The following is a 22,722-nucleotide window of genomic DNA, read 5'->3' as shown; positions in this document are numbered from 1 at the left end:
GATACTTTCGACTGCCGTGATCTCGTCATCTGACACTCCTTCTGACATGTCGCCAGTCTTACCCCGACGAACATGACAAGAAGTTTGAGTCAGTAGAGAGTGGCATAATCGAACGCATGTTCGAGAATCGAGGTGTCGCCTCCTACCTCGATGCCGCGCGCGATCAGCTACGCGCCGAACGCAAAGCGGTCGCCCACAAGATGATCGAGGCCGGAAAGTTCGCGCTGGCCAGGATGGCCGAGCTGGGCCACGCGTTCGAGGATCTCATCGTCGATGACTGGGAATTGGTCGCTGCCGAACTGGGTGCCGAACTCGGGATCAGCCGCGGCCGGGCCTGCACCCTGATCACCCAGGGCCGCGACCTGCTCACCCGGCTGCCGGCCTTCGCCGCGGTCTTCGCCACCGGCGCGGTGGATCTGCGGGTGTTGCGCGTCATCCTGCATCGCACGGCGCTGATCACCGATGACGACGTCATGTCGGTCATCGACACGCAATTGGCCGAGGCGGCACCCTCGTGGAATGTGTTGTCCGATGAGCGGATCGCCGAGCTGGTCGACTGGATGATCGTCGACGTGGACCCCGAGGCCGTACGGCGGGCACGGCAGGCGCGGCAGCAGCGTGGGATCACTATCGAACCGATCGGCGACGGCATGGTCGAGATTCACGGCCGCGTCGACGCCGCCAAGGGTGCGGTCTTCGATCAGGGCCTCGATGCCTTGGCGCGCACGGTATGCCCGGATGACCCGCGGTCGTTTCAGGAGCGCCGCGCCGATGCCGTCGAGCCGCTGAGCCTCGGCGCGAAGAGCATCCCGTGCNCGCCGAGCTGGTCGACTGGATGATCGTCGACGTGGACCCCGAGGCCGTACGGCGGGCACGGCAGGCGCGGCAGCAGCGTGGGATCACTATCGAACCGATCGGCGACGGCATGGTCGAGATCCACGGCCGCGTCGATGCCGCCAAGGGTGCAGTCTTTGATCAGGGCTTGGATGCGTTGGCGCGCACCGTGTGCCCAGATGACCCCCGCACCATCGATGAGCGCCGCGCCGATGCGGTCGAGCCCCTCACCCTCGGTGCAAAGAGTATTCCGTGCCTATGTGGGCGCGAGGGATGTCCGGTCACCGGCAACGAAGCACCCAAGGGCCACATCGTCATCCACGTCCTCGCCGAACAGGGCACCGTCACCGGTGAATCCGGCCGCCCCGCAGTGCTACCCGGGTACGGCGTGGTCGCCTCCGAACAGGTGCAGGAGATGTTGCCGCACGCTGAAGTCCGGCCCGTGCCCGATGCCGATGAACTGGGATCCGAACCCGGCTATCACCCGTCGAGGAAGCTCGCCGACTTCGTGCGCTGCCGCGACGTGACCTGCCGCTGGCCCGGCTGCAATGCGCTCGTCGACCGCTGCGATGTGGACCACACGGTGCCGTGGCCCTACGGACCCACGCACCCGTCGAACACCAAGTTGTATTGCCGGATTCACCACCTGATCAAGACTTTCCACTGCGGCCCGGGCGGCTGGACCGACAAGCAACACCCCGACGGCACCGTCACCCTCACCGCGCCCAGTGGACGGGTGTACACGACCAAACCCGACGGCGGGCTGTTCTTCCCGCAGCTCGCGGTTCCCACGGGAGAATGGGGATCGATCGTCGTGCCGCCGCCGAGCCCTCACCGTGCACTGGCGGCACCCCGGCGACGCCGCACCCGTGCGCAGAACCTCGCCTACCGAATAGCGCACGAGCGGGCACTGAACCGAGCCGATATCGAGGCCAACCCACCGCCGTTCTGACCGGCGGTCACACCCGAATGACGTTGGGGCCCAGCGCCTCATAACGGTGTGCCTGCGCGACCGGGAACTCGGTGCCGGTAACGATGGTCTGGAAATCGGACACCTCGGCGAACCGGCAGAAACTGGTCTGGCCGAACTTCGAGTGCGCGGCAACCAGCACCCGTCGGGTGGCCACCCGCACCGCGGTGTGCTTCACCGCCGCCACCGCCGGGTCCGGGGTGGTGAGGCCGTGTTCCAGGTCGATGCCGTTGGTGCCCAGGAATGCCACGTCGATCACCAGTGAGCGCAGCCGTTCGAGCGCCCATTCGTCCACCGTCGCAAGCGTTCTGCCCCGCATCCGTCCACCCAGCAGCAGGACGGTGACGGTGCTGCTGTGCGCCAGCGCCTCGGCGGCCAGCAGTGATGCGGTAACCACGGTCAGGTCCTGGTCGGCGAGCAGTTCGGCGATCAGTCGTGGAGTGAAACCCTCATCGAGGTAGACGGTCTCGGCGCCGTGCAGCTCATCGGCCGCCGCCCCGGCGATCCGGTGTTTCTGCGCCAGATCGACCTGACTGCGGTACTCGACCCCGGACTCGAACGCCACCGTCTCCAGTGGGATCGCCCCGCCGTGGACCCGCTTGAGCAGACGCCGGCCCGCCAGCACCTTCAGGTCGCGGCGGATGGTTTCCGTCGCTACCTGAAGCTCCTCGGCCAGGGCGGGTACCTCGACGCGCCCCCGATGGCGGGCGAACTCGACGATCTGGCGCTGGCGGCTGTCCGAATCCACGGTCACATTCTGGTCGGTGTCATGCCCCGGCGTTCAACACGGCCTGGATTTCCTCGGCCGTCGTCGCCGCGCGCAACTCGGCGACGCGATCCTTGTCCAGGAACACATGGGCGATCCGGGTCAGCAGCGCCATGTGATCGTTTCCGGCACCGGCGATTCCGACGACGAACTCCGCGGGCTTGCCGTTCCAGTCGATGGGTTCGGGGTAGCGGACGAAGGAGATCCCGGTGCGGCGGATCGCCGTCTTGGCCTCGTTGGTGCCGTGCGGAATGGCCAGACCGTTGCCCATGTAGGTGGACACCGACTTCTCCCGCTCGTGCATGGCGCCGATGTAGGACGGTTCGACCGCTCCGGCGGCCACCAGCAGGGCACCCGCCTCCTCGATGGCCTGCGTGGCGCTGTCGCCCGTGCCGTTCAGCACGATCGAGGACACCGGCAGTACATCAGCATTGCCAGTCGCGGGCTCCTCGGCAGCCGGAGCGGCCGGCGCCGGTGTCGAGCCGCCGCCGTTGGCCTGCTTCAGCCGCTCCACGATTTCGTCGTAGCGAGGGCTGCTCATGAAGTCGTCGACCGACACGTGCACCGCAGACCCGGTCTTCTGGGTGGCCCGGGCGGTCAGGTCACGATGGCTGACGACCAGATCGAATGTGTCGGTCAGGTTCGAGATCGCCGCGTTCGTCACCTTGACGTCGCCGAAGCCGGCCTGCTGAATCTTCTTGCGCAGCACCGATGCCCCCATCGCCGACGATCCCATGCCGGCGTCACAGGCGAACACGATGGTCTTGATCGGTCCGCTGCCCGCGCCCACCAATGCCGAGGCGACGCTGGACTTCTTCCCCTTCATCGACTCCATGGACGCGGTGGCGGCGGCCAGGTCGGGTTCTTCGACAGCCTTGTCGGTCTTGAGCAGGAAGGCGGCGACGGCGAACGACACCGCGGTGGCGCCGAGCACCGACAGCGTCACGCCGAGGAAGCTGCCACTGGCGGTCTGGGCGTAGATCGCGATGATCGAGCCCGGCGCGGCCGGCGCCCGCAGGCCCGAGCCGAACAGCACGTTGATGAACACGCCCGTCATGCCGCCGAGGATGGTGGCGATGATCAGCTTGGGCTTCATCAGCACGTAGGGGAAGTAGATCTCGTGGATGCCGCCGAAGAACTGGATGATCGCCGCGCCGGGGGCCGACGCGCGGGCGGCGCCCTTGCCGAACAGCGTGAACGCCAACAGGATTCCCAGTCCCGGACCGGGGTTGGTCTCCAGCAGGAACAGGATGGACTTGCCGGTCTCCAGCGCCTGGGTGGTGCCCAGCGGCGTCAGCACGCCGTGGTTGATGGCGTTGTTGAGGAACAGCACCTTCGCGGGCTCGATGAGGATCGAGGTGAGCGGCAGCAGGTCGTTGTTGACCAGGAAGTCGACGGCATTGCCTGCGGCCCGGGTGAACGAGGACACGATGGGGCCGATCCCGAAGAACCCGAAGATCGCCAGGATCATGCCGAGGATGCCCGCAGAGAAGTTGTCGACCAGCATCTCGAAGCCCGGCCGGATCTTGCCCTCCCACAGGGCGTCCAACTTCTTCATGGCCCAGCCGCCGAGCGGGCCCATGATCATGGCGCCCATGAACATCGGCACGTCGGCGCCGGCGACCACGCCCATGGTGGCGATCGCCCCGACCACCGCGCCGCGGTTGCCGTGGATCATCCGGCCGCCGGTATAGCCGATCAGCACCGGCAGCAGGTAGGTGATCATCGGCCCGACGATCCCGGCACCGTCGTAGGCGCCCCAGCCGCCGATCTTGGCCACCCATCCGTCGGGGTCCTTGAGGCCCGAGAAGATGGCCTGCAGCCAGCCCTGCTCGATGAACAGTGCGGTGATCAGGCCCCACGCGATGAACGCGCCGATATTGGGCATGACCATGTTCGACAGCGCGGTGCCGAACTTCTGCACGCGCACCCGTATGCCGGTCTGCGGGGACGCTTCGACAGTGGACATCCGATGACCTCCGGTTCTGCCGGCACGTGGGTGATGCCGGTCACAAGTAAGCCCAGTAAAACGCATAGATGGGCAACATTGCAAGCAATTCGGGCAAAAACGGGCAGCCAATTCTGTGGTTTTGTGACCGTATTGGCGTTACAGTTCGGACAGCGAGGTCGGGCGACAGCTCCCGGGAACCGGCCGACGACCGAAAGGACCGCCCATGAAAGCCCTGCGTTTCTACGCCCCCGAGGATGTCCGGCTGGAGGATGTCCCGGAGCCACAATGCGGCCCCGACGAGGTGAAACTGCGGGTGCGCAACTGCTCCACCTGCGGCACCGACGTCAAGATCTTCCACAACGGGCATCAGAACCTGACCCCTCCGCGCACCATCGGCCACGAGATCGCGGGTGAGGTCGTCGAGGTGGGTGCGGACGTCAACGCCACCTACGGCAGTGACTGGTCGGTGGGCGACCGCGTCCAGGTGATCGCGGCGGTGCCGTGCGGCGAGTGTCATGAGTGCCGGAAGGGTTGGATGGCGGTCTGCCAGAACCAGACCTCGATGGGCTACCAGTACGACGGTGGCTTCGCGGAGTTCATGATCGTGCCCAAGCAGGTGCTCAAGGTCGACGGCCTGAACAAGATTCCGGACAACGTCGGTTTCGACGAGGCCTCGGCCGCGGAACCGTTCGCCTGCGCGATCAACGCCCAGGAACTGCTGGGCATCGAGGAGGGCGACACCGTCGTGGTCTTCGGTGCCGGCCCCATCGGCTGCATGCACATCCGCATCGCGCGTGGTGTGCACAAGTGTGGCCCGATCTACCTCGTCGACGTCAATGACGCCCGGCTCAAGATGTCCGCCGACGCCGTCAACCCCGACGGCGTCATCAACGCCGCCGATGTGGACGTGGTGGAGAAGGTCATGGAACTCACCGGCGGCCGGGGCGCGGATATCGTCATCACCGCCACCGCGGCCAACATCGCCCAGGAGCAGGCCATCGCGATGGCCGCCCGCAACGGGCGGATCTCCTTCTTCGGCGGGCTGCCCAAGACCGACCCGACGATCACCTGCGACTCCAACGTGGTGCACTACCGCCAGCTGCACATCCACGGTGCCAACGGATCTGCGCCCGAGCACAACAAGCGTGCCCTGCAGTACATCTCCACCGGGCAGGTTCCGGTCAATGACCTCATCACCCGCCGTATCCCGCTGGAGAACGTGCTCGACGCCTTCGACATCGTCAAGAAGGGCGAGGCCATCAAGGTCACCGTCGAGCCCTGACGCCTGCCGGCGCACTAGCCTGGCCGGTATCGAACTCGTCGCACCCGCAGTGAACATCGCGTCCCGGCAACGCATCGGACATTTCGTCAGCCGGGACGCTTTCACGCGCTACCTGAACGCGTATCGCGCCGCCGCACCCGCGTTCGACGCCCAGCTCGATGTGCCCACCAGCCTCGGCACCGTCCGCGTCTACCGCTACGACGGCCCGGGTGGCGCGACCCCGGCGCTGTTGCTGCCCGGCCGCAGCTCGGGCAGCCCGATGTGGCGCACCAATCTCGCCGCACTGGTCGCGCAGCGAACCGTGTTCAGCCTCGACCTGCTCGGCGATGCCGGGCTCTCGGTGCAGTCCGCGACCATCGCCGATGCCGGAGACCAGGCCCGCTGGCTGGATGAGGCGATCACGGGACTGGATCTGGCGCGGGTCCATCTGCTCGGGGTGTCGATGGGCGGGTGGCTGGCCACCAATGCCGCGATACGCAGGCCGGACCGAATTGCCTCGATCATGCTGTTGGACCCCGCGATGACCTTCGGGCGCATCCCCGCGAAAGCGATGGCCGCGTCGATCGCACTCGTGGTGCCGAGGTTTCCGGCCGGTTTGCGCCGCCGCGTGATGAGCTGGCTGGCGGGCGGCGCCCCGGTCGACGAGACGCTGCCCGAGGCCGAACTGTTGGACGCCGCGTCAACGGGATTCGTCGTACGCCAGCCGGCGCCGCGGATATTCGGCGATGACGAACTGCGCTCGCTGCCGGTGCCGGTGCTGGCGATCATCGCCGGCCGCAGCGTGATTCACCACCCCGCACGGGCGGCCGCCCGGGCCCGCCGGCTGCTGACCACGGGTGAGGTCGAACTCTGGCCGGACGCATCGCATGCGGTCAGTGGCGAATTCCCGGAACGGATCGCCGAGCGCTCACACCGGTTCTTCGGCGACGTGGACCGCTGACAGGTGCCGCTCTAGGAACGGCCGGATCAGTGCCACGACGTCGTCCAGGCGGCTCTCCAGGAGGAAGTGGCCGCCGTCGAGCAGGTTGATATCGGCCCTGGGCAGGTCGCGACCGAACGCGAGCGCGCCGGCGGGACCGAAGATCTGGTCGTTGCGGCCCCAGACGGCCAGCAGCGGCACCCCGCTGGCCCGGAAATACTCGTGCACGGTGGGATACAGCTCGACATTGCTCAGGTAGTCGGCGAACAACTCCAACTGGGCGGCGATGCGGTCTTCGGATGAGGCCACCGCGGTGTGCGCGTTCACCCAGGCATCGGGATCGACCACGCTCGGGTCCGAAACCCCGTGGGTGTACTGCCATTTGAGTCCGTCGAGGGTGAGTAGTTCACGGAGCACGGCCGCGTTGGCCTCCGAACGGTCCCGGCCGTAGGCGAACAGCGGTTCCATCGCGTCGCCCACGAAACCCTCGACGTAGGCGTTGCCGTTCTGGGTGATGACCGCAGCGACCCGCTCCGGATGGCGTAAGGCGAGCCGCCAGCCCACCGGGGCGCCGTAGTCCTGGACGTAGATGGCGTAGCGGTCCACGCCGAGATGGTCGAGCAGGGCGTCGACGTGGTCGGCGAGCGTGTCGAAGGTGTAATCGAACGCGCTGACCGCGGGCACCTCGGAGTGGCCGAAGCCGGGATAGTCGGGGGCGATGACGCGGTAGCGGTCGGCGAGCGCCGGGATGAGATTGCGGTACATGTGCGAACTGGCCGGGGTGCCGTGCAACAGCACCACGGCCGGAGCGTCGGATTGTCCGGCTTCGCGGTAGAACAGCTGTCGTCCGGCGATCTCGGCGTAGCGGTGGTGCGTGACCATGTCTAACCTCTCTTGACCTGTTCGGCAGTTAGGGGGAGTAAACTCCCGAAAGGCTAACCTGTCAAGCCGTCTAGAGCGGTTAGTTGGATACTGTCACCAGCGATCGACCCCATGGATCTGCGGGAACGCGTAACCTGTTGGCGCGCGCGCACATCGAATCGGAACGGGAGCTCATGCGGCACTACCACACCGCCGACGCGATCCGTGCCGCCGAAGCCCCCCTGCTGGCGTCACAACCAGAAGGGGCGCTGATGCGCCGGGCCGCCTACGGCCTCGCCACCGTCATCGCCCGCGAACTCGGCGCCGTCGCCGGACGGCGTATCTGCGCGGTGGTCGGCTCCGGAGACAACGGCGGTGACGCCCTGTGGGCGGCGACCTTTCTGCGCCGGCGCGGCGTGCACGCCACCGCGGTGCTGCTCGCACCGGAGCGCACCCATGCCGCGGCGCTGGCCGCGTTCGGAAAAGCCGGTGGCCGGGTCGTGCAGAACGTGCCGGCGGCAACGGATCTGGTCATCGACGGTGTCGTCGGCATCTCCGGCCGGGGCGGGCTGCGTCCCGATGCCGCGGCGGTCTTCGAAGGAAACACCGCACCCGTCGTCGCCGTCGACATTCCCAGCGGCATCGACGTCCACACCGGTGCCCAGAACGGCCCGCATGTGCGGGCGGCCGTCACCGTCACCTTCGGCGGGCTGAAACCCGTACACGCACTGGCCGATTGCGGGCGGGTCGAACTCATCGACATCGGGCTGGACCTGCCGCCGGCCGGCCTCCTGGGGTTCGAGGCCGCCGATGTCGCGGCCCACTGGCCCATCCCCGGACCGCACGACGACAAGTACACCCAGGGGGTCACCGGGGTGCTGGCCGGATCGGCGACCTATCCCGGGGCCGCCATCCTCAGCACCGGAGCGGCGGTGGCCGCCACCTCGGGCATGGTCCGCTACGCCGGCAGCGCCGCACATGACGTGGTGAACCACTGGCCCGAAGTCATCGCCACCCCGGACACCGAATCGGTGGGCCGGGTGCAGGCCTGGGTGGTCGGACCAGGCCTCGGGACCGACGAGAATGCCGCTGCCACACTGCGGTTCGCGCTGTCCTCGGATCTCCCGGTGATCGTCGACGCCGACGCCCTGACACTGCTGGCCGCCGCGCCCGACCTGGTCGCCGGCCGGTCCGCGCCGACGGTGCTGACCCCGCACGCGGGGGAGTACAAACGGCTGGCCGGCGCCGACGTGGGCCCCGACCGGGTCGGTGCCGCCCGCACCCTGGCCCGAACCCTCGGTGCCACCGTGCTGCTCAAGGGCAACGTCACCGTCGTTGCCGGACCCGAAGCCACCTATCTCAACCCCGCCGGGCAATCCTGGGCCGCCACTGCCGGATCCGGTGACATTTTGTCCGGTGTCATCGGGTCTCTGCTGGCGGCCGGCATCCCCGCCGCCGAGGCCGCCGCGATGGCTGCCTTCGTGCATGCCCGGGCGGCCGCACTGGCCGCCGCCGACCCCGGTCCGCATGCCGCCCCGACTTCAGCAGGAGGCATCCTCGCCCACCTGCGCGCCGCCATCGCATCGACGAACGAAAAGGGATAACCACATGAGCCGCAGGCACCATCCCCGTCCGCCGCACATCGCCCCCGCCTACACCGGACGCCTGTCGACGGACCCGGTGCCGGCGCTGCGGTTGCCGGGCGAATCGATGGACCCGCAGGCGGCCTACCGCTACATCCACGACGAGCTGATGCTCGACGGCAGCTCACGGCTGAACCTCGCCACCTTCGTCACGACGTGGATGGACCCCGAGGCCGAGAAGCTGATGGCCGAGACCTTCGACAAGAACATGATCGACAAGGACGAATACCCAGCCACCGCGGCCATCGAGGCGCGCTGCGTGGCCATGGTGGCCGACCTGTTCCACGCCGAGAACCTGCTCGATGATGACGCCGCCACCGCCATCGGGGTGTCCACCATCGGATCCAGCGAGGCGGTCATGCTGGCCGGGCTGGCGCTGAAATGGCGGTGGCGTGCCAAGGTGGGCAAAGACTGGCGCCAGCGCACCCCCAACCTCGTGATGGGTTCCAACGTCCAGGTGGTGTGGGAGAAGTTCTGCCGCTACTTCGACGTCGAACCGAAGTACCTGCCGATGGCCGAGGGCCGCTACGTCATCACCCCCGATCAGGTGCTCGACGCCGTCGACGAGGACACCATCGGCGTCGTCGGCATCCTGGGCACCACCTTCACCGGGGAACTGGAACCGATCGCGGAGATCTGCGCCGCCCTGGACAAGCTCGCGGCCGACGGCGGCGTCGATGTCCCGGTGCATGTGGACGCGGCCAGCGGCGGATTCGTCGTCCCGTTCCTGCATCCGGACCTGCAGTGGGATTTCCGGCTGCCGCGGGTGGTGTCCATCAACGTCAGCGGCCACAAATACGGGTTGACCTACCCGGGCATCGGGTTCGTGGTGTGGCGCAGCGCCGAGCACCTGCCCGAGGACCTGGTGTTCCGGGTCAACTACCTCGGCGGCGACATGCCGACCTTCACGCTCAACTTCTCCCGGCCGGGCAACCAGGTCATCGGGCAGTACTACAACTTCCTGCGACTAGGCCGGGCCGGGTACTCCCAGGTCATGCACTGTCTGTCCGATACCGCGCGGTGGTTCGGCGACCAGCTGCGCGACAGCGAACACTTCGAGCTGATCTCCGATGGCTCCGCCATCCCGGTGGTCAGCTTCCGGCTCAAGGGTGATCCCGGCTACACCGAATTCGACGTTTCCCAGGCCCTGCGCGCCTCCGGCTGGCAGGTACCCGCCTACACGATGCCCGAGGGCGCCGAGGACGTGACGGTGCTGCGGGTGGTGGTCCGGGAAGGATTCTCGGCCGATCTGGCCCGGGCCTTACGGGATGACACCGTCACCGCGCTCGAGCATCTCGACCAGCTCAAACCGGGCGGCCACTTCGACTCGGTGCAGCCCTTCGCGCACTGATCGACGACTCGTCGGGGACGGGTCCGTGGCACCGGCATGACAAAATCGAGTCAATGCACCCCACCGACCTGACCGCGCCGCCCGGCCCCACGGCCGAGGTGGATCTCGACGCCATCGCGCACAACGTGCGCGTCCTGCGCGAACACGCGGGCTCCGCGGCGGTCATGGTGGTGGTCAAGGCCGACGGGTACGGCCACGGCGCCACCCCGGTCGCGCGCACCGCGCTGGCCGCCGGCGCCGCCGAACTGGGTGTGGCCACCCTGGATGAGGCACTGGCCCTGCGCAGGGACGGCATCACCGCCCCGGTGCTGGCGTGGCTGCACACGCCGGGCACCGACTTCGGGCCGGCGCTGACCGCCGACGTGCAGATCGCGGTGTCCTCGCTGGCGCAGCTCAACGACCTGATCGATGCGGCCCGGCGCACCGGGACCACGGCCGTCACGACCCTGAAGGTCGACACCGGGATGAGCCGCAACGGGGTGGCCGCCGCCGATCTGGCCGAGGTGCTCACCGCCCTGGCGCACGCGGTCACCGAGGGCACGGTCCGCACCCGCGGGATCATGAGCCACCTCGCCAACAGCGATGACCCGGCCAACCCGGCCGCCACCGATCTGCAGGCGCAGCGCTTCGATGCCATGCGCGCCCAGGCCGACGCCGCCGGCGTGCAGTTCGAGATCGCGCACCTGTGCAGCTCACCCGGTGCCATGACCCGGCCCGACCTCGTCTACGACCTGATCCGTCCCGGTATCGCGATCTACGGCCAGACCCCGATTCCCGCGCTCGGAAACATGGGCCTGCGCCCGGCGATGACGCTCAAGGCGCCGGTGTCGATGGTGCGCTCGATCAAGGCCGGCGACGGAGTGTCCTACGGGCACACCTGGATCGCCGACCGCGACACCACACTGGCGCTCATACCGGTCGGCTACGCGGACGGGATCTTCCGCACGCTGAGCAACCGCCTCGAGGTGTCCGTCAACGGCCGCCGCCGCCCCGGAGTCGGCCGCGTCTGCATGGACCAGTTCGTGGTCGACCTCGGGCCCGGGCCGGCCGACGTCAGCGTCGGCGACGAGGCAATCCTGTTCGGCCCCGGCGATTCCGGCGAACCGACCACCCAGGACTGGGCCGACCTGATCGGCACGATCAACTACGAGGTGGTCACCGCCCCGCGGGGCCGGATCACCCGCGTCTACCGCGGCGAGACGGGCTGAGAACGGTGGCAATAGACGATTGGGCCGTGGCCCGCTGGCTGGCCGGGGTGGCCGGGCTGACCGCCGTCGGGTCGGTGGCCGGGGTCTCGGTCGCGCGGTCACTCGCCCGCCGGGTCAGCACGGACGATCCGTACGCGGGTGAGGATTTCGAGCTGCTGCACGATGACCGCAGCGTGGTCGTCACCGCCAACGACGGGGTGCCTCTGGCGGTCCGCGAGTGCGGGCCGGAGAACGCCCCGCTGACGGTGGTCTTCGCGCACGGGTTCTGTCTGCGGATGGGCGCCTTCTACTTTCAGCGTGACCGGCTGGCCCAGCAGTGGGGCGATCAGGTCCGGATGGTGTTCTACGACCAGCGCGGGCACGGCCTGTCCGGGGACGCGTCACCGGACACCTTCACCGTGCCCCAACTCGGCCAGGACCTGGAGTCGGTGCTCGCGGTGATGGCGCCGCGCGGCCCGGTGGTGCTGGTCGGACACTCCATGGGCGGGATGACGGTCTTGTCGCACGCCCGGCAGTACCCGCAGCGCTATCCCACCCGGATCGTCGGTGCCGCGCTGGTCTCCTCTGCCGCTGAGGGTATTTCACGCTCCCCGCTGGGCGAGATCCTGCGAAACCCGGCGCTGGAGGCGGCCCGGTTCGTGGTCCGGTATGCGCCCGGGCTGGTGCACCGCGGCCGTGGGGTGGCCCGCTCGATCATCGGGCCGGTGCTGCGCGCAGCGTCCTACGGCGACGAGAGCATCAGCCCCAGCGTGGTCGCCTTCAGCGAGAGCATGATGCACGACACCAAGGTGCACACCCTGGTCGGTTTCCTGCATGCGCTGGAGGTGCACGACGAAACCGAGGGGCTCACCGCCCTTGCCAAGGTGCCGACGCTGATCGCCTGCGGTGACCGTGACCTGCTCACGCCGCTCGAGTACTCGCAGGACATGGCGGTGGCGTTGCCGAAGTCCGAGTTGGTGATCGCCGAGGGGGCAGGCCATCTCGTCCAGTTGGAGCAGCCGGACCTGATCGACGACGCGCTGGTGCGACTGGTCGAACGGGCCACGCCATCCAAGCTGGTCGCGCTCACCCGGAGGCTCAAGGAACGCGCGCGCATCCATGGCTGAGCGCACCGGTGGCTCCGCACAGCTGCCCACCCCGCAGGACACCGTCGCGCTCGGTGCCCGCCTCGGTGGCGAGCTGCGCGCCGGTGACGTGGTGGTGCTGTCCGGCCCGCTCGGCGCAGGTAAGACCATGTTCACCAAGGGGATCGCGGTGGCCATGGACGTCGATGGGCCGATCACCTCGCCCACCTACGTGTTGGCGCGGGTGCATCCTGCCCGCCGCGCCGGCGCACCGGCCCTGGTGCACGTGGACATCTACCGGCTGCTCGATCACGGCGGCGACCTGCTCGGCGAACTCGACTCGCTGGACCTCGACACCGACCTCGATGACGCCGTCGTCGTCGTGGAGTGGGGTGAGGGCCTTGCCGAGCGGCTCTCGGAGCACCATCTGGACATTCACCTCGACCGCGACGCCGACTCCGAGATGCGCACCGCGACATGGCAATGGAGCAGTTCATGATTGTGTTGGCCCTCGACACCGCCACCCCGGCGGTCACCGCCGGGATCGTCGAGATCGATGATGCGATCTCCACCCTCGCCGAGCGGACCATCGTCGACGCCCGCGCCCACGCCGAGCGCCTGACGCCGAATGTGGTTGCCGCACTTGCTGACTGTGGGAAGACAATGACAGACCTGAATGCCGTCGTGGTGGGCTGCGGGCCCGGCCCGTTCACCGGGCTGCGGGTCGGGATGGCGACCGCCGCCGCCTACGGGCAGGCGCTGGGCATCCCGGTGCACGGGGTGTGCACGCTCGACGCGATCGGCGGCGCCACGCGTGGTGAGGTCCTCGTGGTCACCGATGCGCGCCGTCGCGAGGTGTACTGGGCGCGCTACCGCGACGGGGTGCGGGTCGCCGGCCCGGAGGTCAACGCCCCGGCAGAGGTGAACGCAGAGGGCGTGCAATGGGTGGCCGGATCTCCCGCGCTTGCCGCCACGTTCGGTCTTCCCGTGATCGGACCGGAGTATCCGACGGCGGCAGAACTCGTTGCTGCCGTGCCGGATTGGACTGCAGAGCCGGATCCTCTGGTGCCGCTGTATCTGCGCCGCCCGGATGCCAAGACACTGGCCGAACGAGGTCTGGCGTGACCGGTCCTGACCAAACGCCCATCGACGCGCTGACCCGGGCTGACGCGGCCCGTTGCGCCGAGTTGGAATCCCAGTTGTTCGCCGGCGACGACCCCTGGCCGCCGGCGGCGTTCCTGCACGCCCTGGACGGCAAGCACAACCACTATGTGGCGGCCCGCGATGAGGGCCGGCTGATCGGCTACGCCGGCATCTCGCGGCTGGGCCGGATCCCACCGTACGAGTACGAGGTGCACACCATCGGCGTCGACCCGGCCTACCAGGGCCGCGGTATCGGGCGCCGGCTACTCGATGACCTGCTGAGTTTCGCCGCCCGCGGTGAGGTGTTCCTGGAGGTCCGCACCGACAACGAGGCGGCCATCAACCTGTACAAGAGCGTCGGCTTCGCCACGGTGGGCGTGCGCAAGCGGTATTACAAGGTCAGCGGCGCCGACGCCTACACCATGAAGCGAGACCCGGCATGATCATCCTGGCCATCGAAAGTTCCTGTGACGAAACCGGAGTCGGTATCGCACGGCTCGACGACGACGGGACCGTCACCCTGCTGGCCGACGAGGTGGCCTCCAGCGTCGATGAGCATGCGCGCTTCGGTGGCGTGGTGCCCGAGATCGCGTCCCGCGCCCACCTGGAGGCACTCGGCCCTACCATGCGCCGCGCCCTGGACATCGCCGGCATCGCGCGGCCCGATGTCGTCGCCGCCACCATCGGCCCGGGGCTGGCCGGTGCCCTGCTGGTGGGAGTCGCTGCCGCCAAGGCGTATTCGGCCGCCTGGGAGGTGCCGTTCTACGCGGTCAACCATCTCGGCGGGCACCTGGCCGCCGATGTGTACGACCACGGCCCGCTGCCCGAATGTGTCGGGCTGCTCGTCTCGGGCGGGCACACCAACCTGCTGCACGTGCGCTCACTCGGCGAACCGATCATCGAACTGGGCAGCACCGTCGATGACGCGGCGGGGGAGGCCTATGACAAGGTCGCCCGGCTCCTCGGCCTCGGCTACCCCGGCGGTAAGCCGCTGGACGACCTGGCCCGCACCGGGAACCGCGACGCGATCGTGTTCCCGCGTGGGATGACCGGGCCCCGCGATGCGCCGTATGTCTTCAGCTTCTCCGGCCTCAAGACCGCCGTCGCCCGTCATCTGGAGAAACACCCGGACGCACCGCGCGCCGATGTGGCCGCCGGGTTCCAGGAGGCCGTCGCCGACGTGCTGACCGCCAAGGCGGTGCGCGCCGCGACCGATCTCGGGGTGTCGACCCTGCTGATCGCCGGCGGGGTGGCCGCCAACTCGCGGGTGCGGGAACTCGCCGAGCAGCGTTGCGCGGCGGCCGGGTTGACGCTGCGGGTGCCTCGGCCCCGGCTGTGTACCGACAACGGCGCGATGATCGCGTCGTTCGCGGCGCACCTCATCGCCGCGGGGGCGCCGGCATCGGGGCTGGATGCGGCCAGTGATCCGGGGCTGCCGGTGGTCAAGGGACAGGTGGCGTGACGTACGACGTTCTCGGATTGCTTTGCCGGGACGCCGAACTCATCGACGCCGGTGACCTCGACGGTGTCGGCGCCGTGCTGGGTCGCCAGGCCGACACGTTCGCCCGCGAGGAGCAGGGCTCACTGCGGTAGCGCGCAGTCGTTGCGCGCCTCGTTGATCTGGTGCACGCGCACACTGACCTCCAGCTGGAAGCGGTCGGCGGGGTTCTTCAGCGACAGCCCGGTGAACTCCTCGATCAGCTTGATCCGGTACAGCAACGAATGCCGATTGAGGTACAGCGCTCGCGCGGCCGCGCTGGTGTTGGTGGCCTCGTTGAGCAGGATCTCCAGGGTGTGCACCAGCTGGCCGCGGCGAGTCTTGTCGTAATCCACCAGTGGCTGCAGCGTTTTCAGGATGGTCGCCATGCTCCGGGGGTGCTGGCGCAGCACCTCGGCGAACTGCCGGGGACCGACGGGGCCGTCGGGTACCGCGGCTGCGGCCACGGTGACGGAGTGGCCGTGCCCCGGCGGCAGCAGCACCCAGCTGATGAGGCTTTCCGGGAGACCGCTGGACTGCCAGGCCGATTCGACCAGTTCGGAGCCGGCCGACGCGGACAGCGGCGCCGAGAAGTGACTCATCACCAGGTCTTCGGTGATCGATATCTTCGGGGTGATACCAGCGCCGAGTGCCAACCGTGCCAACCTCGCGGCAAACGCGTGCGCGTGCTCGGCCCAGTGCGGGTCGTCGTCCTCTCGCCTGCCGATGACCATCTGGATCGGCGGGTCGTCGGGGGCGGCGCTGACCAGTGGGAGCAGCTGGCGCTGGATATCGGCAAAGGGCACCTCCCACGGCAGCATCACCAGCGGGAATTCATGCCGATCGGCCAGCGGGACCAGCGTCGACAGCAGTTCGCGGGTGTCGATATCGGGTGGCCCACCCAGCGCCACCCCGGCCGCGGGCGACGACATCAGGAAGGTGAGGAACTCGCGGACGCCGGGCTGGCGGATGTCGGTACCGGTGGTCAGGACGAAGTCACCGGGCCGGACGAAGTCTTCGGCGGGCGCGTGCATGATGTCCACCCACAGCACCTCGCGGTTCAGCCCGCGGTGCCCGCCGAGCACCGACCCCTGATCCAGCGGCGGGACCGTCAGGGCCGTCGCCACCGTCAGTGGCGCGCGCTGAGACATGTCGCCCGTTTCCTCTCGAACCCGGCGGGTCGCCGACACCGCCGCAATGCGACGGTATCAGCGACCCGCGAGGTGCCGAGGGCGCTCTTCGCGATCAGGGTGCGGGGGCCGACAGGTCGTCCGGTGCCCGGCCGCTCAAGGCGGCGCCGATCGCCAGGAACACCACCGGCGCGATGCCGAAGATGATGGCCAGCGTGGTGGAGCCGCCGACGACCAGCGTCAGGTTCGCGATGATCAACGCCACCGCCAGCGCCAGGACGATCGTCGCCACGACGGCCAGCACGATGATGTTGGCCGGCCCGCCGCGCCGCTTGAAGAAGAGCCCGACCGAGATCGTGGTCAGCAGCCACAGGATCGACAGCCCCCAGATACCCAGCCCGCCCAGCGGACCGAAGATCTGCAGCACCGGGTCGAGGCCGATCGCGGCGAACGTCCCCATGAGCACGATCGACAGCACGGTGATCAGGACCGAGGCGTTGGCCGGCGAACCCAGTTTGGGGTGCACCTCGCCCAACTTCTTCGGCAGCACGTTGTCCCGGCCCAGCACGAAGGTGTACCGCGCGCAGATGTTGTGGAAGGCGAGCGCGCACGCGAACACGCTGACGAACCAGAACAGGGTGGTGAGGTCCTTGCCGAGGATGCCGAGGTACTTCTCGGCGGTGTTGACCATGAAGTTGTCCGGGTCGTCCTTGGCGACCTGGATGGCGTCGTTGCCGCCGTTGCCCTCGACGAGAGCCCAGCTGGAGAAGGCGTAGAAGCTGGCCACGATGCCCACTGCCCAGTACGTGGCGCGCGGGACGGTCCGGTCGGGATCCCTTGCCTCGTCCCGGAACACGGCCGTGGCCTCCACGCCGACGAAACCCCACAGGGCGTAGAGCAGCGCGATGCCGAAGGCGCCCGAGATGCCGGACGGGGTGAATGAGTCGCCGGTGATGCCCTTGTCGCCGCCCTGCACCACGATGACGAAGTCGAGCACCACGAGGATGGCGACCTCCGAAACCAGGAAGACGCCCAGCACCTTCGCGCTGAGATCGATGTCGCGGTAGCCGAGGAACGCGATGATCAGCAGCACCAGACCGGTCAGCACCCACCACGGCACGGCCGGACCGCCGACGATCTCCAGCAGACTGGACAGGATGACGCCGTCGTAGGCGGCGACCGCCAGCAGCGTCGCCATGTAGGCGGGCAGCGCCAGCACCGCCGCACCGGTACCGACGGCTTTGCCGAGGCCCTTCTGGATGTAGGCGTAGAAGGCGCCGGTGTCGCTCACGTACTTCGACATGGCCACGAAGCTCGCGGCGAACAGCAGGAAGATCACGCCGGCCACCAGGAACGCCACCGGGATGCCGGTGGAGTCGCCGAGCGCCATGGCGATCGGGACGTTGCCGCCGACGGTCGACAGCGGTGCCGCCGCGGCCACCACCATCAGCACGATCGCCGGCACGCCCAGGTTGCCGCGCAGGTGGCCGCGGGTACCCGGTGGCTTTGCGCCGCTGCGCGTGTCGCCCGTGTTGACAGTTTCGGACATGGTGAACCTCCTCTGGGCGCGGAGCCACGGTTCGTCGGCTCCGAGTTCGGGGAAAGTCTGCGAGACGGTCGGGACGTCTGCCAGAGGTCTGCGTCACTTTCCAACATCTTGTTGTAATCGGCTCACACCATCGGCGGGTGAAGATGTGTCGTTCTCACACATGTTGTTGGAAGGTCGCGGCATACCGTTGTCCGTTGCACCGCCCGGGCTGATGCTGTGTCCACGCGACGAGATGTCCACCAGCGATGTAGAGAGGCCACCCGTGAACAGCCCCGAACCCGAACCGGATCGCCGGCTCGGCCGCATTCGTCTGCTCGACGAGCAACGCGTCAACCTCGACGGCTTCGCCGAACCGAACCCCGCGCTGGGCATGATCTCTCATCTCTCCCCGCACGACCCGGAACCGTCCTGGGTGGTGGACGACGACGGCACGGTGCTGGAGATGGACTCCACCCCGGCCGCGGATTTCGACACCATCGACGAGTTCGTGGTGCGTTACGCCGTCGATCACACCCAGGCGCGTGAGTCGATGGCGATGTCGGAGGTCGACGTGGCTCGGCTCATCGTCGACTCGAACGTGCCGCGCGCGGACGTGCTGAAGGTGTGCTCGGGGCTGACCCCGGCCAAGATGGCCCGGGTGGTGGCGGGCCTGCACCCCGTCGAGATCCAGATGGCGATGATGAAGATGCGGGCGCGGCGCACCCCGGCCAACCAGGCGCACGTCACCAACCGCCTCGACGACCCGCTGCTCATCGCGGCCGACGCCGCCACCGCCGTCGTGTACGGCTTCCGGGAGCTCGAGGCGACCGTGCCGGTGCTCGACGACGCGCCCGCGGTGGCGATCGGGTTGCTGATCGGTTCGCAGGTGCCGGCGCCGGGGGCGTTGACGCAGTGCTCGGTCGAGGAAGCGCGCGAGCTGGAACTCGGTGTGCGCGGGCTGGTCTCGTACGCCGAGACGGTATCGGTCTACGGCACCGAGCAGGTCTTCACCGACGGCGACGACACCCCGTGGTCCAAGGCGTTCCTGACATCGTCCTATGCGTCGCGCGGCATCAAGATGCGGCTGTCCAGCGGCGCCGGGTCGGAGGTGCTGATGGGCGCCGCCGAGGGCAAGTCGATGAACTACCTGGAGGCCCGCTGTGTCGCGCTGGCCAAGGGCATCGGCGCCCAGGGGGTGCAGAATGGCGGGGTCGACGGGGCGGCGATCACCGCCTCGGTGCCCGGCGGCGTCAAGGAACTCCATGCCGAGAACCTGATGGTCATGTTGCGTGGGCTCGAATCCTGCAGCGGGAACGACTCGTTGATGAGCGAGTCGACCATGCGCCGCACCAGTCGCACGCTGCCGACGTTGCTGTCGGGATCGGACTTCATCTTCTCCGGCTTCGGTTCGGTGGTCTCCTACGACAACATGTTCGGGCCGTCCAACTTCAATGCCGACGACCTGGACGACTACCTGGTGATGCAGCGGGACTGGGGGGTCGACGGCGGGCTGCGGTCCTGTGATCCGACGACGCTGGAGGCGATGCGCCGACAGGCCGCCGAGGCCACCCGTGCGGTGTTCGAGTACCTGGGGTTGGCCGACTTCGACGACGACCACGTGGAAGCCGTTGTCGGGGCGGCGGGTTCGAAGGATCTGCCCGAGAACGACGGCGTGAAGATCCTCAGCGCCGCCCGAATGATCGACCAGTCGGGGCTGACGGTACTCGACGTCGTCACCGCGCTCGCCGAGACCGGATTCACCGACCTGGCCGACCGGGTGCTGGGCATGTCGCGGGCCCGCGTGATCGGCGACTACCTGCAGACGGCCGCCATCTTCGACGAGGAGATGAACGTGCTGTCCGCGCTGGAGGATCCGAATGACTATCGCGGTCCCGGAACCGGGTACCGGCCCACCCCCGAGCGGCAGGCCCAGATCGACGCGGTGCGACAGGCCCGTTCGGTGACCGACCTCGTCCGCGAGCAGGCGAGGTTCGCCGAGCCGGAACGGCTGCGGGTACTCGGTCCGTCCCACGTGGGCACGGACCCGCGCGAGGTCGTCGTCGGGCTGTCACCCGCGTTCGGCGCCAGCCTGTTTCGCACGCTGTCGGGGATGACGGTCTATGACGCCCTCGAGCAGATCCTGGCCGGCCTGGAGGAGGAGAAGTGTGTGCCACGGCTGGTCCGGATCGCCGACAGCATCGATCTCGGCGCGATCGGCAAATCGGCCGCCGGGCTGTCCGGGTCCGGCATCGGGGTGGGCCTACAGGCCAAGGGCACCACGTTGATCCACCGACGTGACCTGCCGCCGTTGGCCAACCTGGAACTGCTCAGTGTGGCACCGCTCATCACCCCGGAGATGTACCGCATCATCGGGATCAACGCCGGCCGGCACGCCAAGGGCACCACACCATCGCCCATGCGCAACGCCTACAGCGACGAGGCGATCACGGCGCGCTATCACACACGGGTCGTGTCGATGGTTGCCATCGAGCGGGCCGAATGCCAGTCCCTGCATGGCAACGAACGCCCCCAGCACATGGACATGGAGTTCACGCGATGAGCACGCTTTCGCACTCGGGACGCAGCGTCACCGAGGTCACCGTCGAGGCCGCCTGTAACGGCGACCTCGTCCTGGACGACATCCGCATCAGTCGCGAGACCCTGCTGAAGCAGGCGGAGAACGCCGAGCGCAGCGGGTCGCTCCAGCTGGGCCTGAACCTGCGTCGCGCCGCCGAGATGACGGCGCTGAGCGCCGAGGACATGCTGGCGGCCTACGAAGCGCTGCGTCCCGGTCGTTCGACGTTCGACGACCTGGAGGAGTTGGCCGGGCGTCTCGACGCGCACGAGGCACCCACCTGCGCCGCGCTGGTACGCGAGGCTGCGGTCGTGTATCGGCGGCGCGGCCTGCTGCGATGACCGTGTGGGCCGGTGTGGACATCGGCAATGCGACCACCGAGGTGGTGTTGTGCCGTGATCTGGAAGTCCTGGCGAATGCGCGCACCCCGACGCGGGGCGGCAAGGGCTCCGTGCGGGCGGTCCATGGGGCCGCGCAACTGGTCCGGCGGCTGGCGGACAAGCACGGACTGACCATCGAGCGGGCGGCTTTCGCGCCGACCCGTCCCGTGCACTCCAGCGTCGAGCGTGTCCAGGTGCAGGCGCAGCGCACCGGCCGACTCGCCATCGTCACCCGGTCGGCGGCGACCACGGCCGGTGACGCCGCGGGATTCGGCGTTCCGGTGCCGGTCGAACGTCTCGGCGGAGCGGACCCGGACCGCCCCGTCATCGCCTGCGCGGGAACCGAACACGGCTACGCCGCGGTGGCCGAGATGGTGAACGCCGCTGTCGCGGCAGGCCGCACCGTCGCTGCTGTCCTCACCGCCAATGACGAGGCCGTGCTGGTGTCCAACCGGCTGGCGACCGCCGTGCCGGTCGTCGATGACGTCGATGTGGAGGTGGTGCTGTCGGCCGAGCTGGTGGCCGTCGAAGTGCGGGAGGGTGTGTCGCCGCTGCATCAGCTCACCGATGCGTTCTGGCTGGCTGATGTGTTCGGTCTGGGCGACGACGAGCGCACCGACGCCCGTGTCGTCGCCGATCAGTTGTTCGACAGTGTGTGTGCCGTGGTGATACTGCGCAGCTCGCCCACCGCGGCCGAGCCGGCGCCGGCACCCGAACTGCCTTCCGGGACAGCACATGTAGTCAACTTGGCTGAAATTGCCGCACAAGCGAATTCGCGCCGCGGAGCGGTTTCCGTCGACAGTCTGGTGATGGCGGTGATGGGCGGCGACGGCGGACCGCCCGCGGATGCCGACGTGCTCGCCGAGGCACTGGGCGTGCCCGTCACGCGCATCGACTCCGAGGCCGAGGCGGCGCGGGCAGGTGCACTCACCACCCCGGGTCTGCCGGCGGATGTCGTGGTCGTGGACGTCGGAGGCGGCACCGTCGACGTCGTGGTCGACCGTGACCGGGTGGTGCTGCCGGGCGCCGGGCAACTTCTCACGACGGCGACGGCGGCGGCGCTGGACATCTCGACGAGCGCCGCTGAGTACGCCAAACGCACGGAAGCGGTCACCGCGGTCACGGTGCAACTGGTCGAGGACGAACACGGCCGGCGCCGGTTCCTGGACACCCCGATCGACGGCCGCTGCACGGGCTGGCTGCTGACGACCGCGCCCAGCGGGCTGCTGCCGTTCACGTCCGCGCTCACCGGTGCGGAGTGGCGTAGCTGGCGGCTGGCGGCCAAGCGCCTGGTGATCGGCGGCAATGTGACCCGCGGTGTGCAGCAGGTGGCCCCCGGTGCGACCGCGGTGCTGCTCGTCGGCGGGGGAGCGGGCGATGACGAACTCGTCCGGGCACTGGCCGAGCGGTTCGGTCGCGACGTCACGGTGGGACGCGGGAACGTCGGCGGTGGGTTGGGTCACCGCTTCGCCGTGGCATACGGGCTCGTCGTGCTGGCAGCCGCGGACGATCCTCCTGCACAACCCAACCTTGAGTGCTAGCACTCTCATGTATAGAGTGCTAGGTGGCAAGCGACCAACCGCAGCACCGGCACCCGCGACGACGGAGCGTAGGTACGGACGCATGCCGAACACCTGAAA

Annotated in this window: 20 protein-coding genes and 1 pseudogene; 16 read left to right on the top strand and 5 right to left on the bottom strand. The window is 68.6% G+C overall.

What is annotated here, in order from left to right; genetic code table 11:
* Positions 1-116 precede the first annotated feature (116 nt).
* Together ASE48_RS10195 and ASE48_RS10190 are read left to right on the top strand one after the other, a co-directional pair.
* A pseudogene (locus tag ASE48_RS10195) lies at positions 117-815 on the top strand (DUF222 domain-containing protein); the annotation flags it as partial.
* Positions 816-835: 20 nt separating this feature from the next.
* Positions 836-1,786, top strand: coding sequence for an HNH endonuclease signature motif containing protein (locus tag ASE48_RS10190; protein WP_082614098.1), 951 nt, complete (start codon positions 836-838; stop codon positions 1,784-1,786).
* A gap of 7 nt (positions 1,787-1,793) precedes the next feature.
* Here the strand turns inward: ASE48_RS10190 and ASE48_RS10185 are convergent, their stop codons facing one another.
* Positions 1,794-2,552, bottom strand: coding sequence for a DeoR/GlpR family DNA-binding transcription regulator (locus ASE48_RS10185; protein ID WP_057166969.1), 759 nt, complete (start codon positions 2,550-2,552; stop codon positions 1,794-1,796).
* 19 nt (positions 2,553-2,571) lie between these two features.
* Positions 2,572-4,539, bottom strand: coding sequence for a PTS mannitol transporter subunit IICBA (locus ASE48_RS10180; protein WP_057166944.1), 1,968 nt, complete (start codon positions 4,537-4,539; stop codon positions 2,572-2,574).
* Positions 4,540-4,744: 205 nt separating this feature from the next.
* Here ASE48_RS10180 and ASE48_RS10175 point away from each other — a divergent pair, with 205 nt between their 5' ends.
* Complete coding sequence (locus tag ASE48_RS10175; RefSeq protein WP_057166943.1) at positions 4,745-5,803, top strand: zinc-dependent dehydrogenase; 1,059 nt, start codon at positions 4,745-4,747, stop codon at positions 5,801-5,803.
* A gap of 49 nt (positions 5,804-5,852) precedes the next feature.
* Positions 5,853-6,743 carry an alpha/beta fold hydrolase gene (locus ASE48_RS10170; protein ID WP_235570992.1) on the top strand — a complete coding sequence of 297 codons (891 nt, stop codon included), beginning with the start codon at positions 5,853-5,855 and terminating at the stop codon, positions 6,741-6,743.
* On the opposite strand, the gene ASE48_RS10165 is transcribed toward ASE48_RS10170, so the two are convergent.
* Positions 6,711-7,604: an alpha/beta fold hydrolase gene (locus ASE48_RS10165; RefSeq protein ID WP_057166942.1), complete on the bottom strand. Its 894-nt coding sequence runs from the start codon at positions 7,602-7,604 to the stop codon at positions 6,711-6,713. The genes ASE48_RS10170 and ASE48_RS10165 overlap by 33 nt on opposite strands.
* A 173-nt stretch (positions 7,605-7,777) precedes the next feature.
* Between ASE48_RS10165 and ASE48_RS10160 the strand changes: the two genes are divergently transcribed.
* From ASE48_RS10160 to ASE48_RS33680, 9 genes are read left to right on the top strand one after another with little or no spacing between them, the layout of a single operon-like run.
* The gene (locus ASE48_RS10160; RefSeq protein ID WP_057166967.1) at positions 7,778-9,187 is read left to right on the top strand and encodes an NAD(P)H-hydrate dehydratase; all 1,410 of its coding nucleotides are present in this window, start codon (positions 7,778-7,780) and stop codon (positions 9,185-9,187) included.
* A gap of 4 nt (positions 9,188-9,191) precedes the next feature.
* The gene (locus ASE48_RS10155; protein WP_057166941.1) at positions 9,192-10,577 is read left to right on the top strand and encodes a glutamate decarboxylase; all 1,386 of its coding nucleotides are present in this window, start codon (positions 9,192-9,194) and stop codon (positions 10,575-10,577) included.
* Positions 10,578-10,630: 53 nt separating this feature from the next.
* The gene (gene alr, locus ASE48_RS10150) at positions 10,631-11,785 is read left to right on the top strand and encodes an alanine racemase (protein WP_057166940.1); all 1,155 of its coding nucleotides are present in this window, start codon (positions 10,631-10,633) and stop codon (positions 11,783-11,785) included.
* A 5-nt stretch (positions 11,786-11,790) separates the two neighbouring features.
* Positions 11,791-12,891: an alpha/beta fold hydrolase gene (locus ASE48_RS10145; protein WP_235570990.1), complete on the top strand. Its 1,101-nt coding sequence runs from the start codon at positions 11,791-11,793 to the stop codon at positions 12,889-12,891.
* Positions 12,884-13,348 (top strand): tRNA (adenosine(37)-N6)-threonylcarbamoyltransferase complex ATPase subunit type 1 TsaE, encoded by a 465-nt coding sequence (gene tsaE, locus ASE48_RS10140; protein ID WP_057166938.1) that lies wholly within the window; start codon positions 12,884-12,886, stop codon positions 13,346-13,348. The genes ASE48_RS10145 and tsaE overlap by 8 nt, the downstream gene beginning before the upstream one ends.
* The gene (tsaB, locus tag ASE48_RS10135) at positions 13,345-13,974 is read left to right on the top strand and encodes a tRNA (adenosine(37)-N6)-threonylcarbamoyltransferase complex dimerization subunit type 1 TsaB (protein ID WP_057166966.1); all 630 of its coding nucleotides are present in this window, start codon (positions 13,345-13,347) and stop codon (positions 13,972-13,974) included. Before tsaE ends, tsaB begins: the two co-directional genes overlap by 4 nt.
* Positions 13,971-14,435 (top strand): ribosomal protein S18-alanine N-acetyltransferase, encoded by a 465-nt coding sequence (gene rimI / locus ASE48_RS10130; RefSeq protein ID WP_057166937.1) that lies wholly within the window; start codon positions 13,971-13,973, stop codon positions 14,433-14,435. The genes tsaB and rimI overlap by 4 nt, the downstream gene beginning before the upstream one ends.
* Positions 14,432-15,454 (top strand): tRNA (adenosine(37)-N6)-threonylcarbamoyltransferase complex transferase subunit TsaD, encoded by a 1,023-nt coding sequence (tsaD, locus tag ASE48_RS10125; protein ID WP_057166936.1) that lies wholly within the window; start codon positions 14,432-14,434, stop codon positions 15,452-15,454. Before rimI ends, tsaD begins: the two co-directional genes overlap by 4 nt.
* The gene (locus ASE48_RS33680) at positions 15,451-15,585 is read left to right on the top strand and encodes a hypothetical protein (RefSeq protein ID WP_268766287.1); all 135 of its coding nucleotides are present in this window, start codon (positions 15,451-15,453) and stop codon (positions 15,583-15,585) included. The genes tsaD and ASE48_RS33680 overlap by 4 nt, the downstream gene beginning before the upstream one ends.
* On the opposite strand, the gene ASE48_RS10120 is transcribed toward ASE48_RS33680, so the two are convergent.
* Positions 15,574-16,620 carry a PucR family transcriptional regulator gene (locus tag ASE48_RS10120; protein WP_057166935.1) on the bottom strand — a complete coding sequence of 349 codons (1,047 nt, stop codon included), beginning with the start codon at positions 16,618-16,620 and terminating at the stop codon, positions 15,574-15,576. The genes ASE48_RS33680 and ASE48_RS10120 overlap by 12 nt on opposite strands.
* Positions 16,621-16,714: 94 nt before the next feature.
* Entirely contained in the window at positions 16,715-18,148 is a 1,434-nt protein-coding gene (locus ASE48_RS10115) for an APC family permease (RefSeq protein WP_057166934.1), read from the bottom strand.
* 262 nt (positions 18,149-18,410) lie between these two features.
* Here ASE48_RS10115 and ASE48_RS10110 point away from each other — a divergent pair, with 262 nt between their 5' ends.
* From ASE48_RS10110 to ASE48_RS10100, 3 genes are read left to right on the top strand one after another with little or no spacing between them, the layout of a single operon-like run.
* Entirely contained in the window at positions 18,411-20,687 is a 2,277-nt protein-coding gene (locus ASE48_RS10110) for a propanediol/glycerol family dehydratase large subunit (protein WP_200962124.1), read from the top strand.
* Positions 20,684-21,043 (top strand): diol dehydratase small subunit, encoded by a 360-nt coding sequence (locus tag ASE48_RS10105; protein ID WP_057166933.1) that lies wholly within the window; start codon positions 20,684-20,686, stop codon positions 21,041-21,043. Before ASE48_RS10110 ends, ASE48_RS10105 begins: the two co-directional genes overlap by 4 nt.
* On the top strand, positions 21,040-22,623 hold the full coding sequence (locus tag ASE48_RS10100; RefSeq protein ID WP_057166932.1) for a diol dehydratase reactivase ATPase-like domain-containing protein: 1,584 nt from the start codon (positions 21,040-21,042) through the stop codon (positions 22,621-22,623). The genes ASE48_RS10105 and ASE48_RS10100 overlap by 4 nt, the downstream gene beginning before the upstream one ends.
* The last annotated feature ends 99 nt before the right edge of the window (positions 22,624-22,722 follow it).

The sequence above is a fragment of the Mycobacterium sp. Root265 genome, from assembly GCF_001428895.1.
In the GTDB taxonomy this organism is placed as follows: domain Bacteria; phylum Actinomycetota; class Actinomycetes; order Mycobacteriales; family Mycobacteriaceae; genus Mycobacterium.
The sequence above is the reverse complement of the archived record's forward strand: the minus strand, read 5'-3'. Positions and strand labels throughout refer to the sequence as shown.

Excerpts from the sequence above, each read along its gene's own strand:
- ASE48_RS10190 (WP_082614098.1), top strand. The coding sequence starts at position 836 with ATGATCGTCGACGTGGACCCCGAGGCCGTACGGCGGGCACGGCAGGCG.
- ASE48_RS10180 (WP_057166944.1), bottom strand. The coding sequence starts at position 4,539 with ATGTCCACTGTCGAAGCGTCCCCGCAGACCGGCATACGGGTGCGCGTG.
- ASE48_RS10175 (WP_057166943.1), top strand. The coding sequence starts at position 4,745 with ATGAAAGCCCTGCGTTTCTACGCCCCCGAGGATGTCCGGCTGGAGGAT.
- ASE48_RS10165 (WP_057166942.1), bottom strand. The coding sequence starts at position 7,604 with ATGGTCACGCACCACCGCTACGCCGAGATCGCCGGACGACAGCTGTTC.
- ASE48_RS10160 (WP_057166967.1), top strand. The coding sequence starts at position 7,778 with ATGCGGCACTACCACACCGCCGACGCGATCCGTGCCGCCGAAGCCCCC.
- ASE48_RS10155 (WP_057166941.1), top strand. The coding sequence starts at position 9,192 with ATGAGCCGCAGGCACCATCCCCGTCCGCCGCACATCGCCCCCGCCTAC.
- alr (WP_057166940.1), top strand. The coding sequence starts at position 10,631 with ATGCACCCCACCGACCTGACCGCGCCGCCCGGCCCCACGGCCGAGGTG.
- tsaE (WP_057166938.1), top strand. The coding sequence starts at position 12,884 with ATGGCTGAGCGCACCGGTGGCTCCGCACAGCTGCCCACCCCGCAGGAC.
- tsaB (WP_057166966.1), top strand. The coding sequence starts at position 13,345 with ATGATTGTGTTGGCCCTCGACACCGCCACCCCGGCGGTCACCGCCGGG.
- tsaD (WP_057166936.1), top strand. The coding sequence starts at position 14,432 with ATGATCATCCTGGCCATCGAAAGTTCCTGTGACGAAACCGGAGTCGGT.
- ASE48_RS10120 (WP_057166935.1), bottom strand. The coding sequence starts at position 16,620 with ATGTCTCAGCGCGCGCCACTGACGGTGGCGACGGCCCTGACGGTCCCG.
- ASE48_RS10115 (WP_057166934.1), bottom strand. The coding sequence starts at position 18,148 with ATGTCCGAAACTGTCAACACGGGCGACACGCGCAGCGGCGCAAAGCCA.
- ASE48_RS10105 (WP_057166933.1), top strand. The coding sequence starts at position 20,684 with ATGAGCACGCTTTCGCACTCGGGACGCAGCGTCACCGAGGTCACCGTC.
- ASE48_RS10100 (WP_057166932.1), top strand. The coding sequence starts at position 21,040 with ATGACCGTGTGGGCCGGTGTGGACATCGGCAATGCGACCACCGAGGTG.